We start from the raw sequence: 23022 nt of genomic DNA on the forward strand, positions 1-23022 counted from the left end.
CCCCCCCCCCCCCCCCCCCCCCCCCCCCCGACCTCTAGGCTGGTGGCATGGAACTCCTCCTCATGGGCTACGGCACCGTCACGTTCTTCGCGACCCTCGCCCTCACGCTGGCCTTGCTGGGAGCGGCGATCTTCGCGATCATCCACGCCGCCCGCACCCCGGAAGACGCATTCCGGGCCACGGGGAAGTGGCAGAAGAACTACTGGCTCATCACCCTCGTGGTCTGCGCGCTCGTGATCTTCCTGCCCGGGTACTTCGGCATGGTGATCGCCGCGGTGGGCGTTCTCGTCTACCTGCTGGACGTCAAGCCGAAGCTCGACGAGGTCCGCCGCCCGCGCTATTGAGTACTAGTTAGTAAGGTTGGTCGCATGAAGATCTCCAGCAAGCTCGTCGTCGGTGCGCTCGGCGCCCTCGGAGCCGGTGTGGCGGCCGCCGCCGCCGGTGCCACCGCGTACGCGCTGTCGTCGCCGACGGAGCCGGCCAACGCCAAGCTGATCGAGGACTACGACGGCCCGTCCGAGGACGGCACCGTCGTCTCCGGCGACGGGACCCGGCTGCACACCCGGACCTGGGGCCCCGTCGACGGACCGCTCGCGGTGCTGGTCCACGGCTGGACGTGCAACGTGACCAACTTCCCGCGCCAGGTCGAGCACCTCGTCGCGCGCGGCTACCGCGTGATCGGCTACGACCAGCGCGGCCACGGCGCGTCGGAGGCGGGTGCGTTCGCGTTCTCCACCGGCGTTCTCGCCGACGACCTGCACGCCGTCCTCGATGCCCACGTGCCGGACGGTCGCCAGGCGCTGCTCGTCGGCCACAGCATGGGCGCCATCACCATCATGGCGTGGGCCGGCAAGTACACCGACGAGGTCGCGGCGAAGGCGCACCACGTGGCCCTCATCTCCACCTACGCCCGCGACGCGGTACCCGGCTTCGTCGGCGCCACGCCCCTGGCCGCGCTGTCGCGCATCGCCCCGCGGTTCACCGAGAAGGTGGGCGATGCCGTGCTCGGCGCATCCGTGAAGTTCCGCCGCAACCGGCTGCACACGGCCGCGATCCGCTACACCGCGCTGTGCGGCTACGCCTCGTACGGCGCGGTGACCTACACCGAGGACATGGTCGCCACCTGCCCGCCCGATGTCCGGGGCGAATGGGGCCACGTCCTGGCCGGTCTGGACGTGACCGACGGCCTGCGCAAGCTGAACGTCCCCACCTCCGTGGTCGTCGGCCAGTACGACCACCTGACCCCGCCGTCGGACGCCGATGTCATCGCCGGCGAGCTGCGCGTCTCGGGCCACCTCGACCGGTTCGCGGTGATCCGCGACTCCGGCCACATGCTCCCGCTGGAGCAGCCGGACAAGCTCAACGCCCTCCTCGACTCCATCCTCGACGGCCGGCCCGTCACCTCCGGCGCCCCGTAATAGCGCACCGTCGGACCGCGGAGCGAGGCGTCAGGAGAAGACGACGGTCTTGCGGCCGTGCACGAGCACCCGGTTCTCGAGGTGCCAGCGCAGGCCGCGGGCCAGCACGACCTTCTCGATGTCGCGGCCGCGGAGCACCATGTCCGCGGCGGCGTCGGCGTGGTCCACGCGCGCCACGTCCTGCTCGATGATCGGGCCGGCGTCGAGGTCCGCGGTCACGTAGTGGCAGGTCGCGCCGATCAGCTTCACGCCGCGCGCGAAGGCCTGGTGGTAGGGCCGCGCACCGACGAAGCTCGGCAGGAAGCTGTGGTGGATGTTGATCGCCCGCCCCGCCCACGCCGCGCACAGGTCCGCCGGCAGCACCTGCATGAACCGCGCCAGGACCACCGCGTCGGGGGCCAGCGCATCGGTGAGTTCCGCGACGCGAGCGAAGGCCGCCGACTTGTCCTCGCCCGGGCCGGGGAAGGGCACGTGGTGGAAGGGGATGTCGAGGCGCTCGGTGAAGTCGCGCAGATCCTCGTGATTGCCGATGACGGCGGCGATACGCGCGTTCAGCTCACCCGTCGCGACCCGGCCGACGATGTCGTGCAGGCAGTGCCCCTCCTTGCTGACCAGCAGGACGATGTCCTTCGGCTCGGCGCTCGAGGTCAGCCGCCACTCGGTCTCGGGGCCGAGTTCCGCGGCGACCTCCGCCGCGAATCGCGCGCGCAGCTCGTCGAGTGAGAGGGCGATGCTGTCCGCCCGGACCGCCTGGCGGGTGAAGAACCAGCCGGAGTCCGCGTCGGAGTGGTACGCGGCCTCGACGATCCATCCGCCGACATCGGCGAGGAAGGTCGAGATGCGGGCGACGATGCCGGTGGTGTCGGGGCAGCCCAGGGTCAGGACATAGCGGGTATCGCGGGTCACGGACGGTATCGTCTCAGACGTGCTCACACGCTCCGAAGTCGCCGCCCTCGTCGATCACACCCTGCTGAAGCCGGAGGCGACCGAGGCCGCCGCCGCCGCGGCCTATCAGGAGGGGCTGGACCTGGGGGTCTACGCCGTCTGCCTGTCGCCGTCGATGCTGCCGCTGCGCGTCGCGATCGACGCCCAGGAGGCCGCTGCCGGCGACGGTCGGTGGGCGCCCAGGACCTGCGTCGTCGCCGGATTCCCGTCCGGTAAGCACCACACGCTCATCAAGGCCGCCGAGGCGCGGATGGCGATCGAGGAGGGCGCGCACGAGGTCGACATGGTGATCGACGTCGGGCTCGCCCTCGCCGGCGAGCTGGACCGCGTCTTCGCCGACGTGCTCACCGTCCGCGAGGCGATCGGCGCCGATCCGGTGCTCAAGGTCATCGTCGAGTCCGCCGCGCTGCTCGAGTTCGGCGACGCCGACCTGCTCACCGAGGTCTGCCAGCGCTCCGTCAAGGGCGGCGCGACCTTCGTCAAGACCTCCACCGGCTTCCACCCCAGCGGCGGCGCATCCGCCGAGGCGGTGCGCATCATGCGCGCCGCAGTGGGGCCCGAGGTCGGCGTGAAGGCATCCGGTGGCATCCGCACGGCCGAGGCCGCGCAGGAGATGCTCGACGCGGGTGCGAATCGGCTCGGGCTTTCCGGCTCGCGCGCCGTGCTGGCCGGCTTCCCGGAGTAGGCCCGGCCCCGTCGGGCTAGGCGAGCTTCGCGGGCAGCGAGGCCCAGCCGTACAGCGTCGAGAGCCCGCGGTGCGTGCCGGGCCCGTCGAGCGCGAGGCCGGGATACCGCTCGAACAGCGCGGACAGCGCGACGGCACCCTCCATCCGGGCCAGCGCCGCGCCGATGCAGGCGTGGATGCCGTAGCCGAAGGCGACGTTCTTCTTCGCCTCGGGGCGCGCGATGTCGAACTCGTGCGGCCGATCGAAGACGGCCGGATCGCGGTTCGCGCCCGCCAACAACAGGGAGACGACGGTGCCCTCGGCGAACGCGAAGCCCTCGATCTCGCCCGCCTCCCGGGCGACGCGGGCGGTGCGCTGGACGGGGCTGGAATACCGCAGGATCTCCTCGACCGCGTTCGGCCACAGCCCGGGCTCGGCGCGCAGCCGCTCCAGCTGCGCGGGGTGCTCCAGCAGCGCGACGATGCCGTTGCCGATCAGGTTCACGGTGGTCTCGAAGCCCGCGCCGATGAGCAGCGCCGCGTTCGTGACCAGCTCGTGGTCGGTGAGCTCGCCCGACGCCGCGAGGAGTGCGAAGGGATCGTCCGCGGCGGGATTCGCGCGAACTCGCGCGAAGTGCGCGGTGAGGTACTCGTCGAGGCCGCGCAGCGCGGCCTGTGCGCGCCGGTAGACGGGCCAGTCGAGGCCGGGGTCCAGCAGCGGCGCGGCGGCCTCGCCCCACTCGAGCATGTACTCGTCGTCCGCCTCCGGCAGGCCCAGTAGCCGGCCGATCATCGCGACGGGCAGCTTGGCGGCGTAGCCGGTCACGAGATCGGGGCGGGGCGCGTCGGCCAGCTCGTCGAGGAGCTCCGCGCTGACGGTCCGTGCGCGATCGGTGAGCGTCGCGATCGCCTTCGGCGTGAAGGTCCGGGCGATCGGGTGCCGGTAGGCGGTGTGCGCGGGGGGCTCGGTGACCAGCATCGACGGCGGTTCGACGGGGTTGGGCAGCCGCGGGTCGGTCCGCTCGAGGACGGGGATCAGCGGCCGCGGGAAGCCGAAGTCCCGCGGTTGGATGGTCGCGAACCGGGGGTCGCGCAGCACGGCCCGGCACATCGCGTGGTCGGCCGTCGCCGCGCCCGCCTCGGTGCCGATGATCCGGCCCTGCGCGCGGATGCGGTCGAGCTGCTCGTACTGGCCGCCGGGTGCTCCGCGGTAGCCGAGCAGCAGCTCGGCCATGGTGTCGCCGCGGGCCGCGCGTCGGGGCAGCGCGTACCGCGGCAGCCCGTGCAGCACCGCCCAGCGGACCCGCAGTCGCAGGTCCGCGCGGGCGGCGCGCAGCGGGTTCACAGGATCGAGCAGTCCTTCATCCCGGACTCGGCGCCGGTGCCGAGGTCGTTGAGCGGGACGTTCTGTCCCACGTACTCCAGCGTGATCCCGCTGTCCGTCATCTTCAGGTTCTGCACCGTCATCCCCTTCGGGGTGGGAAGGTCCGCGACCGCGGCGACGAGCTGCTTGACGAGTTCGTCGGGGATCCCGACGCCGAAGATCGTGGTCTTGCTGGCCGTGACCTCGACCTTGTTGTCCTTGATGGACGGACTCAGGTTCACCGTCACGGGCAGGATGACCGCGGTACCGGTCACCTCGATCTTGTTCTCGGAGGGCTTCAGGGTCACCGTCGGATCGGACAGGCCGGGAACCGACAGCACCTGGTTCTTGATGCCGTCGAGGGTGAGGCTGCCCACGATGACGGCGTCGTCCGCCTTGTTGTCCCCGCTCGGGGTGACGCCCTTGAGGACCGCGTGCGCGGACATCCCGGAGACGCCGTTGAACCCGTCGATCTGGATGTCGACCGACGGGATCTTGCCGCGCGCGTTCTGGATGAGCATCGGCGTCTTCTCGAAGCTGACCTTCACATCATTGGCCTTGGTGCCGGTCTTGATGTTGTCGGCGATGCAACTCTGGTAGTGGTTGCGGATGTACAGCTCGGAGCCGACGAGCACGATCACCAGCAGCGCGACGATTCCCGCTGCCACCAGGCCGATCAGCTTGCCGGTGGACCGCTGCTTGGCGGGCTTCGCCGGCTCGGCCGGGCCGCCCCGGCCCGACGGTCCGCCGGGCGGGATCTGCGCCGGGGGCACCGGCGGGATCTGTGCCGGGGGCACCGGCGGCTGCTGGCCGGGCTCAGGACGCGCGTGCGCGCCGGACGGCCGCGCCGCGGACTCGATCGGCCGGGTCAGGCCGTCCTGCGGGCCGACGTTCTGCGGGGCCGGTTGCTGCGGGCCCGGGGTCTGCGGGTGGTTCGGGTTCGTATCCATCGCCTGCGATTGTTCCTCATCCCTGGGGGGAGACGGTGAAGTCCCTACGGTTGGTCAGCACGGGCAGCACGGCCCGCACCTCGTCGACCCGGTCCAGCGACAGGTCGACGACGATCTGCTCCGGGGCGGCGCCCGCGGAGGCGAGCACGGCACCGTCGGGCGCGACGGCGAGCGAGCCGCCCACTCCGCGCGGGGCGCTGCCGGGCTCGGCGTCGGAGGGCCGCGCCTGGTCGACGGCGACGATGAAGGTGGTCGAGTCGAGTGCGCGGGCGCGGGCCAGTGTGGTGAAGGCGTCGAGCTTGCCGGGGCCGTCGCCCCACGACGCGGGCGCGACGATCACCTGCGCGCCGGCATCGGCGAGCGCCTGGTAGAGGGCGGGGAAGCGCAGGTCGTAACAGGTGCTCAGTCCGACGGGGACCTCCCCGACGTGCACGACGACGGCGCGGTCACCCGGCTCGACGGTGCGCGACTCGGCGAAGCCGAAGGCGTCGTAGAGGTGCACCTTGTCGTAGTGCGCGATCGTGCCGTCCGGCGCGGCGGACAGGAGCGTGTTGCGGACGCGGCCGTCGGAGCCGGGAGTGAACATGCCCGCGACGGCGTGCACTCCGGTCTCCCGCGCGGCCGCGGCGATGCGCGCGACCCAGGGGCCGTCGAGGGGCTCGGCGACGGGGCCGAGCGGGACGCCGAACCGGCACATCGTGGCCTCGGGGAACACGGCGAGCGCGGCGCCCGCGTCCGCGGCGTGGTGCAGACCGTCCTCGACCAGCGCGGCGTTGGCGGCAGGATCGGCGGTGGCCTCGATCTGTGCCAGCGCGACGGTGAGCGATGTCATGCGCACCACAGTACTGGCGACCACCGGGCCGCTCCGCGACGAGCGCGGGGGTAGGTAGTGATTCCGGGGAGTTATGCGTCCCGTGCATATCCTCTCGGAGCGACTACCTCCCCTCGGGACTCCGGGGTGATAGGGGCGCGACCAGGTCCCAGTCGACGGTGAGCAGGTTGTCGCGGACCCGGCGACGCGGCGGGCGGGCGGCACCGTCGGTCCGCTGGGCCAGCGATGCCCCGGCGGCGCGCCACCGCACCCGGTTGCCGTACGGCGCGTAGCCGGCGGACTCGTCCCAGCAGCGGTCGGCGAGCGCGAGCAGGTCGTGGATCCGCTCGCCCGGGACGTTGTGGTGGATGAGTGCCTTCGGCAGCCGCTCGGCCAGGTCCGACGGATGATCGGTGAAGCCGGGGTGCCAGGCCAGCGTCAGGGTGCGTGGCCCGGAGGAGTCCAGGGTGAGCCAGCAGCACCGTCGGCCCAATTCGTCGCACGTGCCCTCGATGAAGACCCCGCCCGGTGCCAGGCGCGAGGTGACCATCGCCCAGGCGTCGGCGACCTCGGTCTCGTCGTACTGCCGCAGCACGTTGAAGGCCCGCACCAGATTCGGGCGCAGGCCGGCCAGCTCGAAACCGCCCCGGGCGAACTCCACACCGTCGCGCCCGGGTACCACCCGCGCGGGATCGATCTCCAGGCCGGTCACCTGCACGCCGGGCGCCACGCGGCGCAGCCAGGACGCCCATTCGAGGGTCGTGTCCGGGCGGGCGCCGTAGCCCACGTCGACGGCCAGCGGCGACGGCCCGGCGAGCGCGGCCGTGACCGCGGGCGAGTGCGCCGACCAGCGGTCACTGCGCCGCAGGCGGTTCAGGCCGGTGGTGCCCCGGGTGATGCGCCCTTCGGGCCGGTGCGTGCTGCGGCCCTCGGGACCCGGCACGCGTCAGTGCTTGTCGACCCAGTACTTGAGGTACTCGGCCTCGGCGCGGAACAGGTCCACGAGGTTGATGAGGATCAACTGCTCGAGCTTGGTGCCGACGAAGGGCACGAACACCTTCACCACGCTGGTGTAGCGCATGGTGCAGCCGGTCTCGGTGTTGAACAGGTCGGCCTCGCCCTTCAGCGAGCCGGGACCCGCGGGGATCGACGCCTTGTAGTCGCCGATCGAATGCTCGCCGTCCCACGCGCCGTAGAACTCCTGGCGCGTGATGATCATGTCCTTCTTCACGACGCCCTGGGCGATCGGCGGCAGGTACTCGTGCGGCAGGTTCTGCTTCTGGACGACCGTGATGCCCTCGTCGTCGACGTCGAACTCGGTGAGCTCCGACAGCGGGGTGAGGTTGCGGAAGTCGGTCATCTTCTCGGCCCAGTACTCCTTCGTGGAGTACGCGTCGTAGAAGACCTGCGCGGGGAACGGGAAGCGCGCCGAATAGCTGAGACGTCGTGCCATGAGGGGAGACCTTACTCGGGGATCAGTGCGCGGCGATCCACTGCAGCGTGAAATCGCGTTCGCTCTCCATGAGCTCCTGCAGGTTCTCCACCACCAGCGACTCGACCTTCTTCGCGACGAACGGGATCGACACGCTGGCCTCGCCGTCGGCCGTGATGCGGGCGGTGCCGTCCGCGCCGGGCGCGCCCTCGAGCACCGTCGTGCCCGACAGTTGGGCGGGGACGCCCTGGATCTCGGCGGAGAACCGGCCCTCGCAGCGGGTGCCGTCGAACGGGCCCCACTCCTCGACGCGATGGATCTCCAGGCCACCGGGCCGGATCGCGGTCACGACGGACGGCAGCTTGTCCTCGCCGATCACGTGGACCACGACCACGCGCACGGACGCGCCGGGGCCCTCGCCGGTGACGGTCAGCTCCGCGATCCGCGCGCCCTCGCCGCCGACCTCGGCCACGCGGGCGGGCCAGTACGCGGCGTCGGTGAACGCGGCGTGCAGGGCGGCCGGACCGGTGGCGTAGTCGAGCGAGCGTTCGAGACGGGTAGTCATGGGGGGACACGTTACCGTTGCGGGGTGCCTGAACTGCTATCGGAGTTGACCACGCTGCGCCTGGGCGGCCCTGCACGCGCGTACGTGCGGTGCGAGAGCGCCGTCGAGACGGCGCGGGAGGTCGCGCGGTGCGACGCCGCCGGCGAGCCCGTGCTGCTGGTCGGCGGCGGCTCCAACCTGGTGGTCGCCGACGCGGGCTTCGACGGCACCGTCGTCCACCTGCGCGGCGAGCGGATCGAGATCGAGGGCACGACGCTCACCGCGGAGGCGGGCGCGGTCTGGGACGAGGTCGTCGCGGCGTCCGTCGCCGCGGGCCTCGGGGGCCTCGAGTGCCTCTCCGGCATCCCGGGCTCCGCGGGCGCGACGCCCGTGCAGAACGTGGGGGCCTACGGCGTCGAGGTCGCCTCCTGGCTCGACGCGGTGGAGCTCTACCACCGCGCCACCGGGGAGACGGCGTGGGTCGCGCCCGAGACGCTGGGCCTGGGCTACCGCACGTCCCGGCTCAAGCAGCACGACGCGGCCGCCGGCCCCGCGGACGTCGTCCTCCGCGTCCGGTTCGCCCTGTCCGACGGTGTCTCCGCCCCCGTCCGGTACGGGGAGCTCGCGCGGGCCCTCGGGGCCGAGGCGGGCGGCACCGTCGAGCCCGCCCGGGCGCGCGCCGAGGTGCTGGCGCTGCGCCGGAGCAAGGGCATGGTCCTCGACCCCGCCGACCACGACACGTGGAGCGTCGGGTCCTTCTTCACCAACCCGGTGGTGTCCGACGACGCCGCGGTCGCGCGGGTCGAGGAGGCCGCGGGGGAGAGCACTCCGCGGTATCCCGCCCCGGCGGGGATCAAGCTCTCCGCGGGCTGGCTGATCGAGCGGGCGGGCTTCCACAGGGGCTTCGCGGGGGGCCGGACGGGCGTCTCGCTGTCGACGAAGCACACTCTCGCGCTCACCAATCGGGGGACGGGCACGACCGCGGAGTTGCTCGCCCTGGCGGCCGAGGTCCGAGATGGGGTATTCGCCCGGTTCGGGGTCGAGCTGCACCCCGAGCCCGTCCTCGTGGGTGCGGAACTGCCCTCTTTGCGCCGGTAGAATCCATACGGTGTTCGACATGTTTCGCGCGTCCTTCGGCCGGCGCGCTTTCCTCGGTGGTGCGGCGGCGACGGTGGCCGTCGTCGCGACCGCGTGCAGCAAGGCGGGCGGTACCGCCGAGACCAGGGCCGATGCGCCCACCTTCAGCTACACGCCGTCCGGCGACAAGCAGATCGGTCCCCGCGACCCCGTCTCCGTGCGGGTGCAGGGCGGAACCTTCCGCGCGGGCGTGGCGCTGACCAACACCGCGACGGGGAAACAGGTCAAACTGACCCCCTCGCCCGACGGTGTGACCTACACCTCGGCGGAGCCGCTCGGCTACGGCGCGACCTACGCCTGGTCCGGCGCCGCGGACGGGGTCGGCGGCACGTGGTCGAGCCTGAGCGGCAAGGTCTCCGTCGTCTCGCCGGACGCGACGATGTCCGTCCAGATCAACATCGCCGACAACGCCGAGGTGGGCATCGCGGCGCCGCTGATCCTCAAGTTCGCGGGCACCGTCAAGGACAAGGCCGCGGTCGAGAAGGCGCTCGAGGTGACCACCGTCCCCCAGACGGAGGGCTCGTGGGCGTGGCTGCCCGAGGACAACGGCTCCCGCGCGCACTGGCGGCCCCGCGAGTACTACCGGCCGGGCACCAGGGTGTCGATGACGGGCAAGCTGTACGGCCTCGACCACGGCGGCGGGAAGTACGGCGCCGACGATGTGACCAGCAGCTTCGTGATCGGCCGGTCGCAGATCGTCAAGGCCTCGGCACCGTCGCACCGGATCCGGGTGATGCGGGGCGACCAGGTCTTCCTCGACCTGCCGTGCTCCTACGGCGAGGCGGACCTGCCGCGCAACATCACGCGCTCCGGCGTCCACGTGGTCAGCGAGAAGCACGAGGACTTCTACATGTCGAACCCGGCGGCCGGGTACTTCAACGTGCACGAGCGCTGGGCCGTGCGGATCTCCAACAACGGCGAGTTCATCCACGCCAACCCCGGCACCGTCGGGAACCAGGGCACCTCGAACGTGACCAACGGCTGCATCAACCTGTCCCTGGAGAACGCGCAGACCTACTTCCAGAGCGCGATCTTCGGTGACCCGGTCGAGGTCACGGGCACGTCGATCGAGTTGTCGGAGGCCGACGGGGACATCTACGACTGGACCCTAGACTGGCCGACGTGGCAATCGATGTCGGCGCTCCACCCGAAGTAGTCGTCCCCGGCGCGCGGACGATGTCGGCGAGCCTCGCGTGCACCGTCGTCGCACCCACGGCCCTGGAGTACCAGACCACCGTCGCGCGCGTGCCGGGTCTCGCCCTCCAGGAGTCCCTCGTCGTCACGCTCGACGGTGCGCCGCTCCCGATCCGGGAGATCGTCGGGCCGCACGGCAGCCGGATCCATCGCGTCGAGGCCGGCCCCGGCCGGGTGCTGCTCGAGTACCACGCGCAGGTCGCGGGGTTCGCGCTGCCGGAGCCCGTCGACGAGTACCTGCGCTCGCTGTACCTGCGGCCGTCCCGGTACTGCGAGGTCGACCGGTTCTTCGGATTCGCCGCCAAGCAGTTCGCGGGGGTGACCGGGGACGCGGAGCGTGCCCTGGCGGTGCGGGAGTTCGTGGCGGGGCGGCTCGACTACCTCCCGGTCAGCAGGCCCGTCGACGGTGCCTCCGACACCCTGCTGGCGTCCGCGGGCGTGTGCCGGGACTACGCGCACCTGACCATCGCGTTGCTCCGCGCACTGCGGCTGCCGGCCCGGATGTCCGCCGTCTTCGCGCCGGGGTGCGTCCCGATGGACCTGCACGCGGTCGCCGAGGTGATGGTCGACGGCCGCTGGTGGGTGCTCGACGCGACGGGGCTCGCCCCGCGTGCCGCGATGGTCCGGATCGCCACCGGCCGCGATGCCGCCGACATCGCCTTCCTCGACAACCACGGCGGTTCCATCTGGTTCGAGCGCCTGACGGTGACCGCCGACAGCGTCGCGCCCCTGCCCGCCGACGACCCGTACGCGCTGATCCCGATCGCCTGACTCAGGAGCCCTGGGACCGACCGCGGCGCAGTGCCGCCAGCTCTTCGAACACCGCCCGGGCCGCAGCCGGCCCGTCCACGCGGAACCGGGCGGCGGTGGCACCGTCGCCCACCTTCACGGAGACGTCCTCGGCCCCGGTGAGCACGGCGAAGGCCTTCTCGTCGGTCACGTCGTCGCCGAGGTAGAGGACCGCGTCGGCGTGCACCCGCTCGCGGAGCACCGTCAGGGCGCGGCCCTTCGAGGCGTCGAGGACCGTCAGCTCCAGCACGGCCTTGCCGTCGGTGGCGTGCACGCCGGGGCGGGCGGCGGGTCCCCGTCGAGCCTCCTGCAGGGCCTGCGCGCCGGCGGCCGGGTCGGCCACGTTCCGGACGTGCAGCGCGCCGCCCAGCGGCTTTGGCTCGACGGCCGCGCCAGGGAACCGTTCGGCGATCGCCGCGAGGTCCGCGAGCACCGTCGAGCGCAGTTCGACGAGGTCGGCGGTGAGGGCGCCCTCGAAGCCCCCGTCCCATTCCGCTCCGTGGCTGCCCACGGTGATGAGCGCCGGGGACGCGCCGGACAGCCGCGCCAGCGTCGCGCGGTCACGCCCCGAGACGAGCGCCACCGTCACTCCGGGCGCCGCGGCGAGCGCCTCCAGCGCGTCCACGGTGCCGGGCAGGGGGAACGCCGCGGCGGGGTCGGAGACGATCGGCGCGACCACTCCGTCGTAGTCGGTGGCGACGAGCACCGTCGACAGCCCGGCGAACCGCGTCAGGGCGGAGCGGACCGAGTCGGGCAGGCTCATGCCCGCGTCTCGTCGACGGTGCCGGCGAGGGTCTGCAGGAACGAGCGCGCCCAGCGGTCGACGTCGAACTGCAGGACCTGGCGGCGCATGGCGCGGATGCGGCGCCTGCCGTCCTCGGGATCCTGGTGCACGGCCTCGTCGATGGCGTTCTTGACGCCCTCGAGGTCGTGCGGATTGCACTGGTACGCCTGGCGCAGCTCGGCGGCAGCGCCGGTGAACTCGCTGAGCACGAGCGCACCGGACGAATCCGTGCGGCACGCGATGTACTCCTTGGCCACGAGGTTCATGCCATCGCGCAGCGGCGTCACCAGCATGACATCGGAGGCGGCGAAGAAGGCCAGCAGCTCGCGGCGCGGAACGGGGCGGTGGATGTAGTGGATGGCGGGCCGGCCGATGCGCCCGAAGTTCCCGTTGATCCGGCCGACCTGCAGCTCGATGTCGTCCCGCATCGCCCGGTACGACTCGACGCGCTCGCGCGACGGCGTCGCCAGCTGGACGAAGATGTGCCGCTCGGGGTCGAGTCGGCCCTCCTGATACAGCTCGCCGATGGCGCGCAGGCGTACGTCGATGCCCTTGGTGTAGTCGAGCCGGTCCACGCCGAGCATGATCTTCTCGGGGTCGCCGAGCTCCTTGCGCAGGGTCCGGGCGCGCTTGCGCGTCTCCGGGAGCCGGGCGGTCGCGGCGAGCTCCGCGGAGTCGATGGAGATGGGGAAGGCGCCCACCCGGACGGACCGGAATCCGACGGTGACCACGCCGAACTTCGAGCGCACCCCGATCGAGCTCTTGCTGGTGGAGTACCCGGCGAGCTTGTTGGCCAGGTAGAGGAAGTTCTGTGCACCCCCGGGCAGGTGGAAGCCGACGAGGTCGGCGCCGAGGATGCCCTCGATGATCTCGCGTCGCCACGGCATCTGCATGAACAGCTCGACCGGGGGGAACGGGATGTGCAGGAAGAACCCGATCTTGACGTCGGGCCGGAGCATCCGCAGCATCTTCGGCACCAGCTGCAGCTGGTAGTCCTGGACCCAGACGGTGGCGCCCTCCGCGGCGACGCGAGCCGTCTCCTCCGCGAAGCGGCGATTGACCTCGACGTAGGTGTTCCACCACTCGCGGTGGTACTCGGGCTTGACGATGACGTCGTGGTACAGCGGCCACAGGCTGCCGTTGGAGAAGCCCTCGTAGTGCTCCTCGACCTCCTGGGCGCTGAGCTTGACGGGCACGAGGAGCATGTCCTCGCCGTCGATGGGCCCGTCGCCCACATCGGGTGCGCCCGGCCAGCCCACCCACGCGCCGTTGCGCGCGCTGAGGATGGGCTTGAGGGCGGTGACCAGCCCGCCCGGGGATTCCTTCCAGATCAGCGTGCCGTCGGGCGCCTTCTCGACGTCGACGGGCAGCCGGTTCGCCACGACGATGAAATCAGATGTTCCGAACGCCGCAGCGGACATGGAGGACTACGCCTCCTTGACGCCGATGCCGAGCATCGACAGCAGCATGCGGCACTCGTCCGCGTCCTCCGCGTACGCCGCGACGACCTGCTGAGCCTGGCGCGCGGTCTCGTCCGCAACGGGCTCGAGATCGTCTTCGCTGATGTCCTGCGTGGTCTTCGGGGGCATGAACACACCTTCGTGTCGGTAAGGGACGAGCAGAGTTCAGCTTACCCGGGCGGCGAGGATCGGTTCACTCGCGCACTCGGCGGCGGCGGAGCACCCCGATCGGCGCGATGTGCGGGCGCCGGATCGTGCGGGCCACCCATTCGCCGAGCGTGACCCCCGCGGCCAGTGCGCAGCCGACGGTCAGCGCCGTCGCCATGTTCGTCAGCGCCGACGTGGTCTGCGCCTCCATCAGCTCCGAGAGCCCGCGGTAGACCGCGAGACCCGGCACCAGCGGGGTGATGCCCGCGACGGCGACGATGAGCGGGGGGACCACGGCCCGTCGGGCGAGGAGGCCGCCGGCCAGGCCGACGACGGTCGCGGCCACCACCGAGGAGACGATGGGCCCGAGCCCCAGGTTGAGGATCGATCCGGCGACGAGCGCACCGACGCACCCCGCCAGGAACGACGCGGTGAGCGCCCGGATCTGCGCATAGCCGGCCAGCGCGAACGCGGCCGCGGCCACACCACTGGTCACGACAAGGATCGGCAGTGGCGCGTAGTCGAAGGGCTGTTGCTGCAGCGGGGGCAGGGTGGCGCCCAGCTCGCTGGTGACCCGCAACGCCATGCCGACGCCCGCGACCACGCCGCCCGTGAACACCACCACCTCGAAGAACCGGGCCGCGCCGGTCACGGGCGCGCCGGTGATGGCGTCCTGCACCGAGCCCACGAGCGAGAGCCCCGCCATGAGCACGATGATGCCCGCGACGATCACCCGGTAGGGCTGCACGTCCCAGCCGAACTCGATGGACAGCCGGTAGATCAGCGCCGCCGGCAGAGTCGCCAGGAAACCGCCCACCACCTGCTGGAAGAAGTACGGCAGCCCCCAGTTGCTGAGCCGGACGTTCACGACGTAGATCACCGCGGTGGTCGCGAAGGCGACGGCCGCGAGCGCCGGCTTGCCGCCGAGCAGCAGGGTCAGCGCGCCCGCCATGAGTGCCCAGCCGAAGGTCGCGACGGCGCGCGGGTACGGGTGCCCGGCGGTCATGATCGATTCCAGCGCGGAGAGCGCCTGGTCCGGCCGGATCCGACCGCGCCCGATCCGCCGCACCAGCGTGTCGACCTGGGAGAGCCGGGTGTAGTCCAGCGACCGGTGGCTCACAGTCCGCGTGTAGGTCGACGGTGGCAGTCCCCGCCCGCGCTGCACGCTCACGGTGATCGCGTTGTAGGTGACGGTGACCGTGACATCGTCGATGCCGTAGGTCGCGGCGACGTAGCGGACCTGGGCCTCGGTGTCGACGGCGCCGGTCCCCGAGTCCAGCAGGACCTCGCCGACCTTCATGGCCACTTCGAGGACCTCGCCGACCGTCTCGTTGTCGCGCAGGTCGACCGGTTGCAGCGGCGTCAGCACCGGCATTCCCGCGGTGTCGACGGTCGCTGCGTTCCGGCCGGTCAGGGACTGGACGGCGTGCGCGAGGTGATCGCGGAACGCGGGCTTCATGTCGGGGCACCTCCTCGGTGCATCACCGTAGTGCCGACGCGACCTCCCCGGCCACCCGCTCGCCCGATTCGAGGGCGCCCTCGATGTATCCGGCGTGCTCCGCCGCCGTCTCGGTGCCGGCCCAGTGGACGACGCCCGCCGGGGCGTGCCCGAGTGGGAAGGTCATCGCTCCCGCCTTCGGGTCGGGGACGGCGAGGTAGCCGCCGCCGACGTACTCGTCGCGGTGCCAGGACTTCTCGTGCCAGCTCGCGGGGGTTTCGGCGCCCTCGCCCAGGTGCACGGCGAGCCGAGCGAGCATCGTCTCCCGACGGTCCGCCGGGCTCAGGTCGTCGAGGGAGCGCGCGTCGGCGCCGCCCACGAGCAGGCACAGGTGCCCGGGCCCGGTCCCGTCGGCCGACGGTGGCGTGGTGTCGAACACCCCGACGCCGGGGCCGTCGATGTCGATCATCTCGGCGTGCCCGTTCGCGCGCCAGAAGGGGCTCTCGTACACGGCCAGCGCCTTGTAGACCGAGCCCATGTACATGCCGCGCTCGGCGTGGGACCTCTCGGTGGGCAGGGCCGGACGGTGCTCGATGGCGGTGGCGATGGGCGGGGGCACGGTGACGATCACGCGCTGGGCGCGGACGGTGCCGGCGGTGGTGTGCACGGTGGCGCCGTCGTCGTCGCGGTGGACCGCGAGCACGGCGCGGTCGGTGTGCACGCGGTCGCCGAGGCGCTCCGCCATCCGGACCGCGAGGGTGCCGGCACCGTCGACGACCAGGGAGTCCTGCGCGCCGCCCCGGGTGGACATGGCGGTCAGCAGCCCCTCCTGCACGCGGACGGCGGCGGCGAAGTCGCGCAGCGCGAACCGGTCGGCGTCGGCGGTGGTCGCGATCGCGATGAGCACGTCGAGCAGCCGCCGGGCGCGCCCCGGCACCTTGCGCAGGAGGTCGGCCACCGTCGAACCGCCTCCCGCGAACGGACCGCCGAGCCGGACCACGCCCTCCCAGGCGACGAGCGCGGCGCCGGCGAGCAGGAGAGTGGGGCTCGCCATCCCGATGGTGCGCGCACCATCGACCAGCTTCGGCATCTTCGGCGTCTCCATCTCGAAGACCTGTGCGCCGAACTCGGCGGCGAGTGCCTCGAACCGGTGATGGCCCTTGCCGATCCACTGGCCGCCCAGGTCGACGTGCGTGCCGAGCGCGGTGGTCTCGGTGAGCACCCGACCCCCGACGCGGGGTGCGGCCTCGAGGACCAGCACGTCGACGCCGCGGGCGTGCAGGTCCAGCGCTGCGCGCAGTCCGGCGATCCCCGCACCCACGACGACGACGGTGGCCCGTTCGGTGCTCGGCTGCGCGGTCCCGGGGTCCGACGGTGCGGCCGCCGCGTCCGTGGGGCGGGTCTCGGGCGAGTCGGTCATGAGGGGCTCCTGTCCGCGGCGACACCGCATATACAGTCGGTCGTATGACTGAGTGTAGGGCGATGTGACGCGGGTCGCAATGATTTCTCGGGGATCCGTGACCGCGGACCGCGGACCGGGCTACTCCTCGGGCAGCGGGAAGAGCCGGTCGGCGAGGACCGCGGCGTACAGCTCGGCGGCGGCGCGCGGGTCGGACCGGTCGCGGCCCGTGAGCTGCTCCACGCGGCGCAGGCGGTGGTTGATCGTGTTGCGGTGGTAGTGCAGGCGCTCGGCCGTGGCGGCCAGGGAGCCGCCGCAGTCGAACCAGGCGCGGACCGTCGTGATGAGCGCGTCGCGGTCGGGGTCGGGGAGCGCCAGTACCGGCCCGAGCACGGCGTCGCGCAGTTCGCGGGCCGCGTCCGGGGTGTGTGCCAGCGCCAGTGGCAGTGCTGCCTGGCCGTACGCCGCGGCGGTCGTCTCGCCGGGCTCGATGCCGGTCATCGCGAGCTCGGCCTGCCGCACGGCGGCCCGTGCCCCGAGCGGCGCGGCGAAGCGCGCGCTGACGCCGACCCGCCCGCCCGCCTCGCGGCGCAGCAGGTCCAGCACCTGCGGCAGCACGTGCTCGGTGCTCAGGCTGAGCAGGCCGACGCGGGTGTGCACCTCGGACGTCCAGTACGAGACGACGTTCTTGTCGCGCAGCCGGCGCTCGATCCCCGCGAGGGGCTCGGTGGCGCCGCCGGACTCCGCGCAGACCACGAGGAAGACGCCCGTCGCCGGCAGCTGCAGCGTCTGCGCCGCGGCGTGCAGCCGGCCGGGCTCGAGCACCCCGTCGAGAAGGGCCCGCAGCTCGACGCGACGCAGTTCCGCGTCTCGGCCGGTGCGCTCGGCGACCGCGCGGCCGTACTCCTCGGTGGCGGCGGTCGAGTAGTCGTCGATGATCCGCCAGACGTCCGCGCCGATGTCCGGGAGCAGTTCCGGGTTCTCGGTGCAGGCGGCGCGCATGTGGTCCCAGACGAGCCGCCCCGCGAGGCGGTACGCGTGCAGCAGCGCTGCGAGGGGAAAGCCGTACTCCGCCTTGAGCCGGCCGGTGGCGCGCGCCGCGTGGAGGCCGTGGTCGAGCTCGCCGGCGAGCTGGCGCAGGACGGAATCGAGGTTGGTGTGCACAGCCTCGCGGAGCTCCTCGACGCTGAGCAGGGTGCTCTCGGCGTAGGCGTGCTCGCCCGTGAGGATGCGCCGCACCAGCTCATCCGTGAGCGGCTCCAGGTCCGCCATCAGCAGTCGGGCGAACTCCGCAGGGGAGGCGCCGGCCGGGGCCGTGATCGTCGACACCCCTCGATGCTAGCGCGCAGCCTCCGGCGCCGAGTGTGCTTGCGCACAACGCGACCGCAAGCGGGTCGTAGCTCCGGCACGATGCGCCCGCCCTCCGAGCGGACCACACTGGAGGGAGCGAGACGTGACTGGGCTCACAGGATCGATGACCCGCGAGGAGAAACAATGACCACCACCGAGAACATCTTGGACGCCGCCGTCGCGGACCTGCGGCAGGGGGAGCGGACCTGGGCCGCGACCTCGCTCGCCGATCGCCGCGCCCTGCTCGATGCCGTCCGCGAGGCCACCGCGGCCGTCGCCCAGCAGTGGGTGGACGTCGCGGCCGGGATCAAGGGCCTGCCCGCCGATTCGACGCTGCTGGGCGAGGAGTGGCTCAGCGGTCCGTACTCCGTGATCACGGCGTGCGAGGCGCTCGCCGCGTCACTGCAGGCGCTCGAAGAGGGGCGCAGCCCCGTCGACGGTTTCACCGTGACCGCTGCCCCCGGCGGCCGGTCCGCCGTCGAGGTGCTGCCGCACACCGTCTTCGACCAGCTGCTGATGAGCGGCTTCTCGGCGCAGGTCTGGACCGTGCCGGGCGTCGACGCCGCCGCGGTGCGTGAGCGCGCCGGCCTCGGCGAGCTCGATCCGACGATCACCCACGGCGTCGCGGGCGTCCTCGGCGCCGGCAACATCTTCTCGATCCCGCCGCTCGACACCCTCTACCAGCTCTACGCCGACAACCGCGTGGTGCTGCTCAAGCTCAACCCGGTGACGGACCCGCTGCTGGAGACCTTCCGCACCGCGTTCGCGCCGCTCATCGAGCGCGGCGTGGTCCGCATCGTGACCGGCGGTGCCGATGTCGGCGGCGCCCTCGTGAACCACCCGGGCGTCACCACGGTGCACATGACGGGCAGCGCCCGTACTCATGACGCCATCGTCTTCGGCACGGGAGCCGAAGGGGCGCAGCGCAAGGCGGCGAAGGCCCCGCTGCTCGACAAGACCATCACCAGCGAGCTCGGCGGCGTATCGCCCACCATCGTCGTGCCCGGCGAGTGGTCGAGCGCCGACCTGACGTTCCAGGCCGAGCACCTCGCCACGCAGCGTCTGCACAACAACGGATACAACTGCGTCGCCTCGCAGGTGGCCGTGATCAGCGCCGATTGGCCGCAGAAGGAACAGTTCCTCACCGAGCTGCGCGCCGCCTTCGACCGCGCCCCGCGGCGCCGCGACTACTACCCGGGCTCCGCCGACCGCGTGGCCGCCGCCCGGGCCGGCTACGGCGCGCAGGCCCAGCCCGCAGGTCCCGACGGTGCCCGCACCCTCGTCTTCGGCCTCAAGGCCGACAAGACCGAGGAGGCCCTGCACACCGAGTACTTCGCGCCGGTCTACGGCGTGCTCGAGCTGCCCGGCGACGCGGCGACCTTCCTCGCGAACGCCGTGCAGGCCGCGAACGAGGACTTCGAGGGCACCCTCGGCGTGAACATCGTGGCGGATCCGTCGACCATCAAGGCGCTCGGCGACCGCTTCGAGCAGGCCATCGCCGATCTGCGCTACGGCACGATCGCCGTGAACGCCTGGACCGGCGTCGGCTACCTCACCCCTCGCGCGTCGTGGGGCGCGTTCCCCGGCCACACCATCGACGACGTGCAGAGCGGCATCGGCGTCGTCCACAACGCGCTGCTCCTCGACGACGTCGAGCGCACCGTCGTGCGTGGCCCCTTCCGGCCGTCGCCCCGGTCGTTCGTCGGCGGCGAGCTCTCGATGTCGCCGAAGCCGCCGTGGTTCGTCACCAACCGCACCGGTGCGGTGACGGGCAAGCGCCTCACGGACTTCGTGTCGAAGCCCTCGTGGCTCAAGCTGCCCGGCATCTTCGCCTCCGCATTGCGGGGCTGACGGTCCGCCGTCAGGCGTCGTCGAGCAGCGCGACGACGGTGCCGACGATGGTCGTGAGCAGTCTGTCGGCGGCCGGCTGCCACAGTCCGTGGCGACGGCGCGGTGTCACCTCGACGGGGTCGCCGTCGTGCGTGACGCGACCGGTCGCGATGCTCACGCGGTGTCCGTTCACCTCCACGTGCCGGGCGGTGACGGTCGCCGCGCCGGGCGGCAGCTCGGCCAGGATGTGCTCGAGAACGATTCTGCGGGTGGCGAGTACACCCGCGGGTGACTGTGCGCTGTGCGTCCCGCGGTCGAACTCGTAGCCCTCTTCGTTCTCGTCGAGCGCGATCGTCGATGCGCTGAGGATCAGGTCGGCCGACCGCAGGATCTCCGACAGCGCCGCTGTATCGGGGTCACCGTCGAGTGTCCGGATGCCCTCCGCGGTGAACGACGGTGCGCCGATGTTCAATCCGAGCGGGTGGCACTGCTCGACGCCGGAACCCGGGTACATCGGGGCGTCGAACCACAATGAGACCACTGCGGCTTGATTGCCCCGGGAGATGGTGCCGTCGCCGTCGTGGTGCCAGCCTTCGGAGCGGTAGAGGCCGAGCACTTGTCGGACGTCGTGCACGCTGCCGCCGGCGACCAAACGGTCGGCGTCCGACGGCTCGTACCGCTCGCGGAAAACCTGGGGGAAGGGCTGTTCGCGCCTCGACTCCCTGATGTGTTCCCGCCAGGCGGCTCGTTCCGGCTCCAGCGATGCCGCCGGGTGCCAGAGCCGGATCCGCGCATCGTCGGAGACCTCGACCGGCGTGCCGGCCGGGTCGCGGAACGCGCCCGGTCGGCCCATGAACGAGGGCCCGTCGACGATCTGCCAGACCAGCGCTTCGCTGAACGGCGCGACGGGTGCCGCGAACGCGGCGTGAGCCCACCGTTGCGCCGGCCAGGTGGCGGCTACCGCCCACGAGCCCTCCAGCGACTTCAGCCAGGTGGTGAGCTGTGCTTTCGTCGGACGCTCCGTGTCCAGACGAAGGGCCACCTCGGGCCGGGTGGCCATGCGGCGCCGGGCGTCCCGGGTGTACCGCGTGAATTTCTTCTTGATGCCTCCATGTCGAGTGCTGCTGGTCGCGTCGGCGAGCGCCGACACGGACTCCGGCGTAGGGGCCGCCATGATGGCGCGTGCCATCGCGAAGGCTGCGGCCTGCGACGGGACCGCCTTCACGGCGGGATCCGGTGCGACCGACGCTCGCGCCAGTATCCGGGAGACGGCGCCTGCCCATTCGGCATCGAGGGTGAGCGCGACGAGGGCTGCCCGTTCCAGTGCCCGTGCGTCCTCGGGGGTGAACGCCTTGTCCGCGACGAAGGGCTCCGAGCCGTCGTGGATGCGTGCGAGGTGGCCATCCGCGAGCTCGAGGATCCTCGCCGCGAAGTTCCGGTAGGGCTCGCTCGCAGCCAATTGCGCGGTGAGTTCCCCGCGGAGTTCGTCGTCGTCACCGACGAAGATCCATGTGGACCGCATGGTGCTCAGCGCGTTCGCTGCCGCAAGACCGAGGCGTACCTCTGTGTGGGCCTCCAATTCCTCGTAGAGTCCACCATCCATGATGTGCACCATAACGGATTTATTATTGTCGTGCTTGAACCCTCGGGTCGATGACCTTACGCTGACCGCATGGAGCCGGAGGAGGTGTGGTCGGAGGACCGCTACGAGCCCTACATCCAGGATCCGCTCACACCGGAAATCCTGGACGCCGCGGAGCGTGCGCTGGGAGTGCGGCTGCCCTCGTCGCTTGTGGCGCTTCTGGCCCATCGCAACGGTGGCCCCATCCGCATGACCCTGCCGCAGGATCGCGACTACGACATTGTGCACCGCGAGATCCGGGGCATCGGTGAGAAGTTCCCGCACCTCGCCAAAGAGGCGTGGTGGCAGTGGGAGGACGAGGACGCGGACATCCCGACCCCGACGGATCCGGACTGGCTGATCCCCTTCGACGGTGACGGTCACTGGGATCTGTGCCTGGACTACCGGCTCTCGCCGAACGACGCAGCCGGGCTGCGCGTCGACCCCGCGGTCACCGTCATCGACAACGACCGGATCGGGCCGGATATCGAGTTCCCCGTCGCAGAATCCTTCGATGCCTACCTCGCGGAACTCGTCGAGCCGCAGAACTACGAGTGAGCCTCAGCGGTCGAAGAACCGGTCGCTGAGCCTGTCGAAGAAGCCGTCGATCTTCTTCTCCCGATCGGTGCCCTCGACCTTCGAGTTCCAGAGGTACACCAGGCCGAAGACCACGGCGACGAGGCCGAGCACGAGCGCGGTGATCAGGATGACCTGGACCGTTGTGGACATCGCCATCCTTTCGTGGAGCCCCCCGTCGGGATTGAACCGACGACCTTCGCTTTACAAGAGCGGTGCTCTACCACTGAGCTAGGGAGGCGTGGCCCGGAGGCCGACGGCACACAGCATATCGTGACCAGCATGAGTGACTCCTTCGAGACCATCAGCTGGACCATCGACGACGACGGCATCGCCACGCTGCTGCTGGACCGTCCGGATCAGCTCAACGCGTTCAGTGTGACGATGGCCCGCGAGCTGACCGAGTTCTTCGAGGTGCACGCCCACAGCGACGACATCCGCGCCGTCGTCGTGACCGGCGCGGGCCGCGCCTTCTGCGCCGGGATGGACCTCACCGGAGAGGGCAATGTCTTCGGTCTCGACGAGTCGGTGCTGCCCACGCCGGAGGAGTTCGCCGCGCACTACGACGAGGCGCCCTACCAGGACGGCGTCCGCGATACCGGCGGCAAACTGACCCTGGCGATCCACGCGCTGCCCAAGCCCGTGATCGCCGCGATCAACGGGGCCGCGGTCGGCATCGGCGCGACCATGACGCTGGCGATGGACACCCGGCTCGCGTCGACCAAGGCCCGCATCGGCTTCGTCTTCGGCCGCCTCGGCATCGTCATGGAGGCGTGCTCCAGTTGGTTCCTGCCCCGCATCGTCGGGCCCGCGCAGGCCCTCGAGTGGGTCTACTCCGCCGACATCCTCACCGCCGAGGAGGCCCGCGAGGGTCGCCTGGTCCGCAGCCTCCACGAGCCCGACGATCTCGTCCCCGCCGCGCAGGAGCTCGCTCGTTCCTGGGTCAAGGGTCGCTCCGCCGCCGGGGTCGCCATCAACAAGCAGCTGATCTACCGCGGCCTGGGCGCCGCGAAGCCGCTGGATCAGCACCTGATGGACTCGCTCGGCATGTACTACACGTCGATCGGCGACGGCAAGGAGGGCGTGGCCGCGTTCCTCGGCAAGCGCGATCCGGAGTTCACCGCGCGGGCATCCGAGCTGCCCCGCATCGTCCCCGCGGAGCAATAAGCT

24 protein-coding genes and 1 tRNA gene are annotated in these 23022 nt (G+C 71.6%); 9 read left to right on the top strand and 16 right to left on the bottom strand.

Annotated features, from left to right (window positions below; genetic code table 11):
• Positions 1 to 47 precede the first annotated feature (47 nt).
• A complete protein-coding gene (locus tag HF999_RS17745; protein WP_246208027.1) occupies positions 48 to 344 on the top strand; it encodes a DUF2516 family protein in 297 nt (98 codons plus the stop codon).
• Between the two features lie 24 nt (positions 345 to 368).
• Entirely contained in the window at positions 369 to 1418 is a 1050-nt protein-coding gene (locus HF999_RS17750) for an alpha/beta fold hydrolase (protein ID WP_168547178.1), read from the top strand.
• A 30-nt stretch (positions 1419 to 1448) separates the two neighbouring features.
• Here HF999_RS17750 and purU read toward each other — a convergent pair whose 3' ends face one another.
• Entirely contained in the window at positions 1449 to 2324 is an 876-nt protein-coding gene (gene purU / locus HF999_RS17755; protein WP_312854188.1) for a formyltetrahydrofolate deformylase, read from the bottom strand.
• Positions 2325 to 2331: 7 nt separating this feature from the next.
• On the opposite strand from purU, the gene deoC reads away from it, so the two are divergent.
• The gene (deoC, locus tag HF999_RS17760; RefSeq protein ID WP_168547232.1) at positions 2332 to 3048 is read left to right on the top strand and encodes a deoxyribose-phosphate aldolase; all 717 of its coding nucleotides are present in this window, start codon (positions 2332 to 2334) and stop codon (positions 3046 to 3048) included.
• Positions 3049 to 3064: 16 nt separating this feature from the next.
• Here deoC and HF999_RS17765 read toward each other — a convergent pair whose 3' ends face one another.
• The 6 genes from HF999_RS17765 to HF999_RS17790 all read right to left on the bottom strand — a co-directional run bounded on the left by HF999_RS17765 (position 3065) and on the right by HF999_RS17790 (position 8148).
• Complete coding sequence (locus HF999_RS17765; RefSeq protein ID WP_312854189.1) at positions 3065 to 4372, bottom strand: cytochrome P450; 1308 nt, start codon at positions 4370 to 4372, stop codon at positions 3065 to 3067.
• Positions 4369 to 5340, bottom strand: coding sequence for an LmeA family phospholipid-binding protein (locus tag HF999_RS17770; RefSeq protein WP_168547179.1), 972 nt, complete (start codon positions 5338 to 5340; stop codon positions 4369 to 4371). The genes HF999_RS17765 and HF999_RS17770 overlap by 4 nt, the downstream gene beginning before the upstream one ends.
• Positions 5341 to 5356: 16 nt before the next feature.
• Positions 5357 to 6172, bottom strand: coding sequence for a carbon-nitrogen hydrolase family protein (locus HF999_RS17775; protein WP_168547180.1), 816 nt, complete (start codon positions 6170 to 6172; stop codon positions 5357 to 5359).
• Positions 6173 to 6275: 103 nt separating this feature from the next.
• On the bottom strand, positions 6276 to 7094 hold the full coding sequence (locus HF999_RS17780) for a class I SAM-dependent methyltransferase (protein ID WP_168547181.1): 819 nt from the start codon (positions 7092 to 7094) through the stop codon (positions 6276 to 6278).
• Positions 7095 to 7097: 3 nt separating this feature from the next.
• Complete coding sequence (locus HF999_RS17785) at positions 7098 to 7604, bottom strand: DUF2505 domain-containing protein (protein WP_168547182.1); 507 nt, start codon at positions 7602 to 7604, stop codon at positions 7098 to 7100.
• A gap of 22 nt (positions 7605 to 7626) precedes the next feature.
• Positions 7627 to 8148 (bottom strand): DUF2505 domain-containing protein, encoded by a 522-nt coding sequence (locus tag HF999_RS17790; RefSeq protein ID WP_168547183.1) that lies wholly within the window; start codon positions 8146 to 8148, stop codon positions 7627 to 7629.
• Between the two features lie 24 nt (positions 8149 to 8172).
• Here HF999_RS17790 and HF999_RS17795 point away from each other — a divergent pair, with 24 nt between their 5' ends.
• Genes HF999_RS17795 through HF999_RS17805 form a run of 3 tightly spaced genes read left to right on the top strand, consistent with a single transcriptional unit; the run spans position 8173 to position 11229 of the window.
• The gene (locus HF999_RS17795; RefSeq protein ID WP_168547184.1) at positions 8173 to 9225 is read left to right on the top strand and encodes a UDP-N-acetylmuramate dehydrogenase; all 1053 of its coding nucleotides are present in this window, start codon (positions 8173 to 8175) and stop codon (positions 9223 to 9225) included.
• 19 nt (positions 9226 to 9244) lie between these two features.
• On the top strand, positions 9245 to 10420 hold the full coding sequence (locus tag HF999_RS17800; protein WP_168547236.1) for a L,D-transpeptidase: 1176 nt from the start codon (positions 9245 to 9247) through the stop codon (positions 10418 to 10420).
• The gene (locus tag HF999_RS17805) at positions 10387 to 11229 is read left to right on the top strand and encodes a transglutaminase-like domain-containing protein (protein ID WP_312854191.1); all 843 of its coding nucleotides are present in this window, start codon (positions 10387 to 10389) and stop codon (positions 11227 to 11229) included. The genes HF999_RS17800 and HF999_RS17805 overlap by 34 nt, the downstream gene beginning before the upstream one ends.
• Before the next feature lies 1 nt (position 11230).
• Here HF999_RS17805 and otsB read toward each other — a convergent pair whose 3' ends face one another.
• The 6 genes from otsB to HF999_RS17835 form a co-directional block, all read right to left on the bottom strand.
• On the bottom strand, positions 11231 to 12010 hold the full coding sequence (gene otsB / locus HF999_RS17810; RefSeq protein ID WP_168547185.1) for a trehalose-phosphatase: 780 nt from the start codon (positions 12008 to 12010) through the stop codon (positions 11231 to 11233).
• Positions 12007 to 13452, bottom strand: a complete 1446-nt coding sequence (locus HF999_RS17815; RefSeq protein WP_168547186.1) for an alpha,alpha-trehalose-phosphate synthase (UDP-forming) — start codon at positions 13450 to 13452, stop codon at positions 12007 to 12009. Before HF999_RS17815 ends, otsB begins: the two co-directional genes overlap by 4 nt.
• A gap of 6 nt (positions 13453 to 13458) precedes the next feature.
• Positions 13459 to 13620 (bottom strand): hypothetical protein, encoded by a 162-nt coding sequence (locus HF999_RS17820; RefSeq protein ID WP_168547187.1) that lies wholly within the window; start codon positions 13618 to 13620, stop codon positions 13459 to 13461.
• Between the two features lie 64 nt (positions 13621 to 13684).
• Positions 13685 to 15097 (bottom strand): threonine/serine exporter family protein, encoded by a 1413-nt coding sequence (locus HF999_RS17825; protein ID WP_168547188.1) that lies wholly within the window; start codon positions 15095 to 15097, stop codon positions 13685 to 13687.
• 22 nt (positions 15098 to 15119) lie between these two features.
• Positions 15120 to 16496: a flavin monoamine oxidase family protein gene (locus HF999_RS17830; RefSeq protein WP_082777959.1), complete on the bottom strand. Its 1377-nt coding sequence runs from the start codon at positions 16494 to 16496 to the stop codon at positions 15120 to 15122.
• A 120-nt stretch (positions 16497 to 16616) separates the two neighbouring features.
• Positions 16617 to 17804, bottom strand: a complete 1188-nt coding sequence (locus HF999_RS17835; protein ID WP_168547189.1) for a PucR family transcriptional regulator — start codon at positions 17802 to 17804, stop codon at positions 16617 to 16619.
• Between the two features lie 165 nt (positions 17805 to 17969).
• Between HF999_RS17835 and HF999_RS17840 the strand changes: the two genes are divergently transcribed.
• Positions 17970 to 19676 (top strand): aldehyde dehydrogenase family protein, encoded by a 1707-nt coding sequence (locus HF999_RS17840; RefSeq protein WP_168547190.1) that lies wholly within the window; start codon positions 17970 to 17972, stop codon positions 19674 to 19676.
• Between the two features lie 10 nt (positions 19677 to 19686).
• Here the strand turns inward: HF999_RS17840 and HF999_RS17845 are convergent, their stop codons facing one another.
• On the bottom strand, positions 19687 to 21258 hold the full coding sequence (locus tag HF999_RS17845; protein ID WP_168547191.1) for a DUF4132 domain-containing protein: 1572 nt from the start codon (positions 21256 to 21258) through the stop codon (positions 19687 to 19689).
• A gap of 69 nt (positions 21259 to 21327) precedes the next feature.
• On the opposite strand from HF999_RS17845, the gene HF999_RS17850 reads away from it, so the two are divergent.
• Positions 21328 to 21834 carry an SMI1/KNR4 family protein gene (locus tag HF999_RS17850; protein WP_168547192.1) on the top strand — a complete coding sequence of 169 codons (507 nt, stop codon included), beginning with the start codon at positions 21328 to 21330 and terminating at the stop codon, positions 21832 to 21834.
• Positions 21835 to 21837: 3 nt separating this feature from the next.
• Here HF999_RS17850 and HF999_RS17855 read toward each other — a convergent pair whose 3' ends face one another.
• Together HF999_RS17855 and HF999_RS17860 are read right to left on the bottom strand one after the other, a co-directional pair.
• Positions 21838 to 22005 carry a hypothetical protein gene (locus tag HF999_RS17855; protein WP_168547193.1) on the bottom strand — a complete coding sequence of 56 codons (168 nt, stop codon included), beginning with the start codon at positions 22003 to 22005 and terminating at the stop codon, positions 21838 to 21840.
• 13 nt (positions 22006 to 22018) lie between these two features.
• Positions 22019 to 22093: transfer RNA gene (locus HF999_RS17860), tRNA-Thr, on the bottom strand.
• A 41-nt stretch (positions 22094 to 22134) separates the two neighbouring features.
• On the opposite strand from HF999_RS17860, the gene HF999_RS17865 reads away from it, so the two are divergent.
• The gene (locus HF999_RS17865; protein WP_168547194.1) at positions 22135 to 23019 is read left to right on the top strand and encodes a crotonase/enoyl-CoA hydratase family protein; all 885 of its coding nucleotides are present in this window, start codon (positions 22135 to 22137) and stop codon (positions 23017 to 23019) included.
• Positions 23020 to 23022 lie beyond the last annotated feature (3 nt).

Origin of the sequence: Tsukamurella spumae (assembly GCF_012396015.1) — a bacterium.
GTDB classification, from domain to species: domain Bacteria; phylum Actinomycetota; class Actinomycetes; order Mycobacteriales; family Mycobacteriaceae; genus Tsukamurella; species Tsukamurella spumae.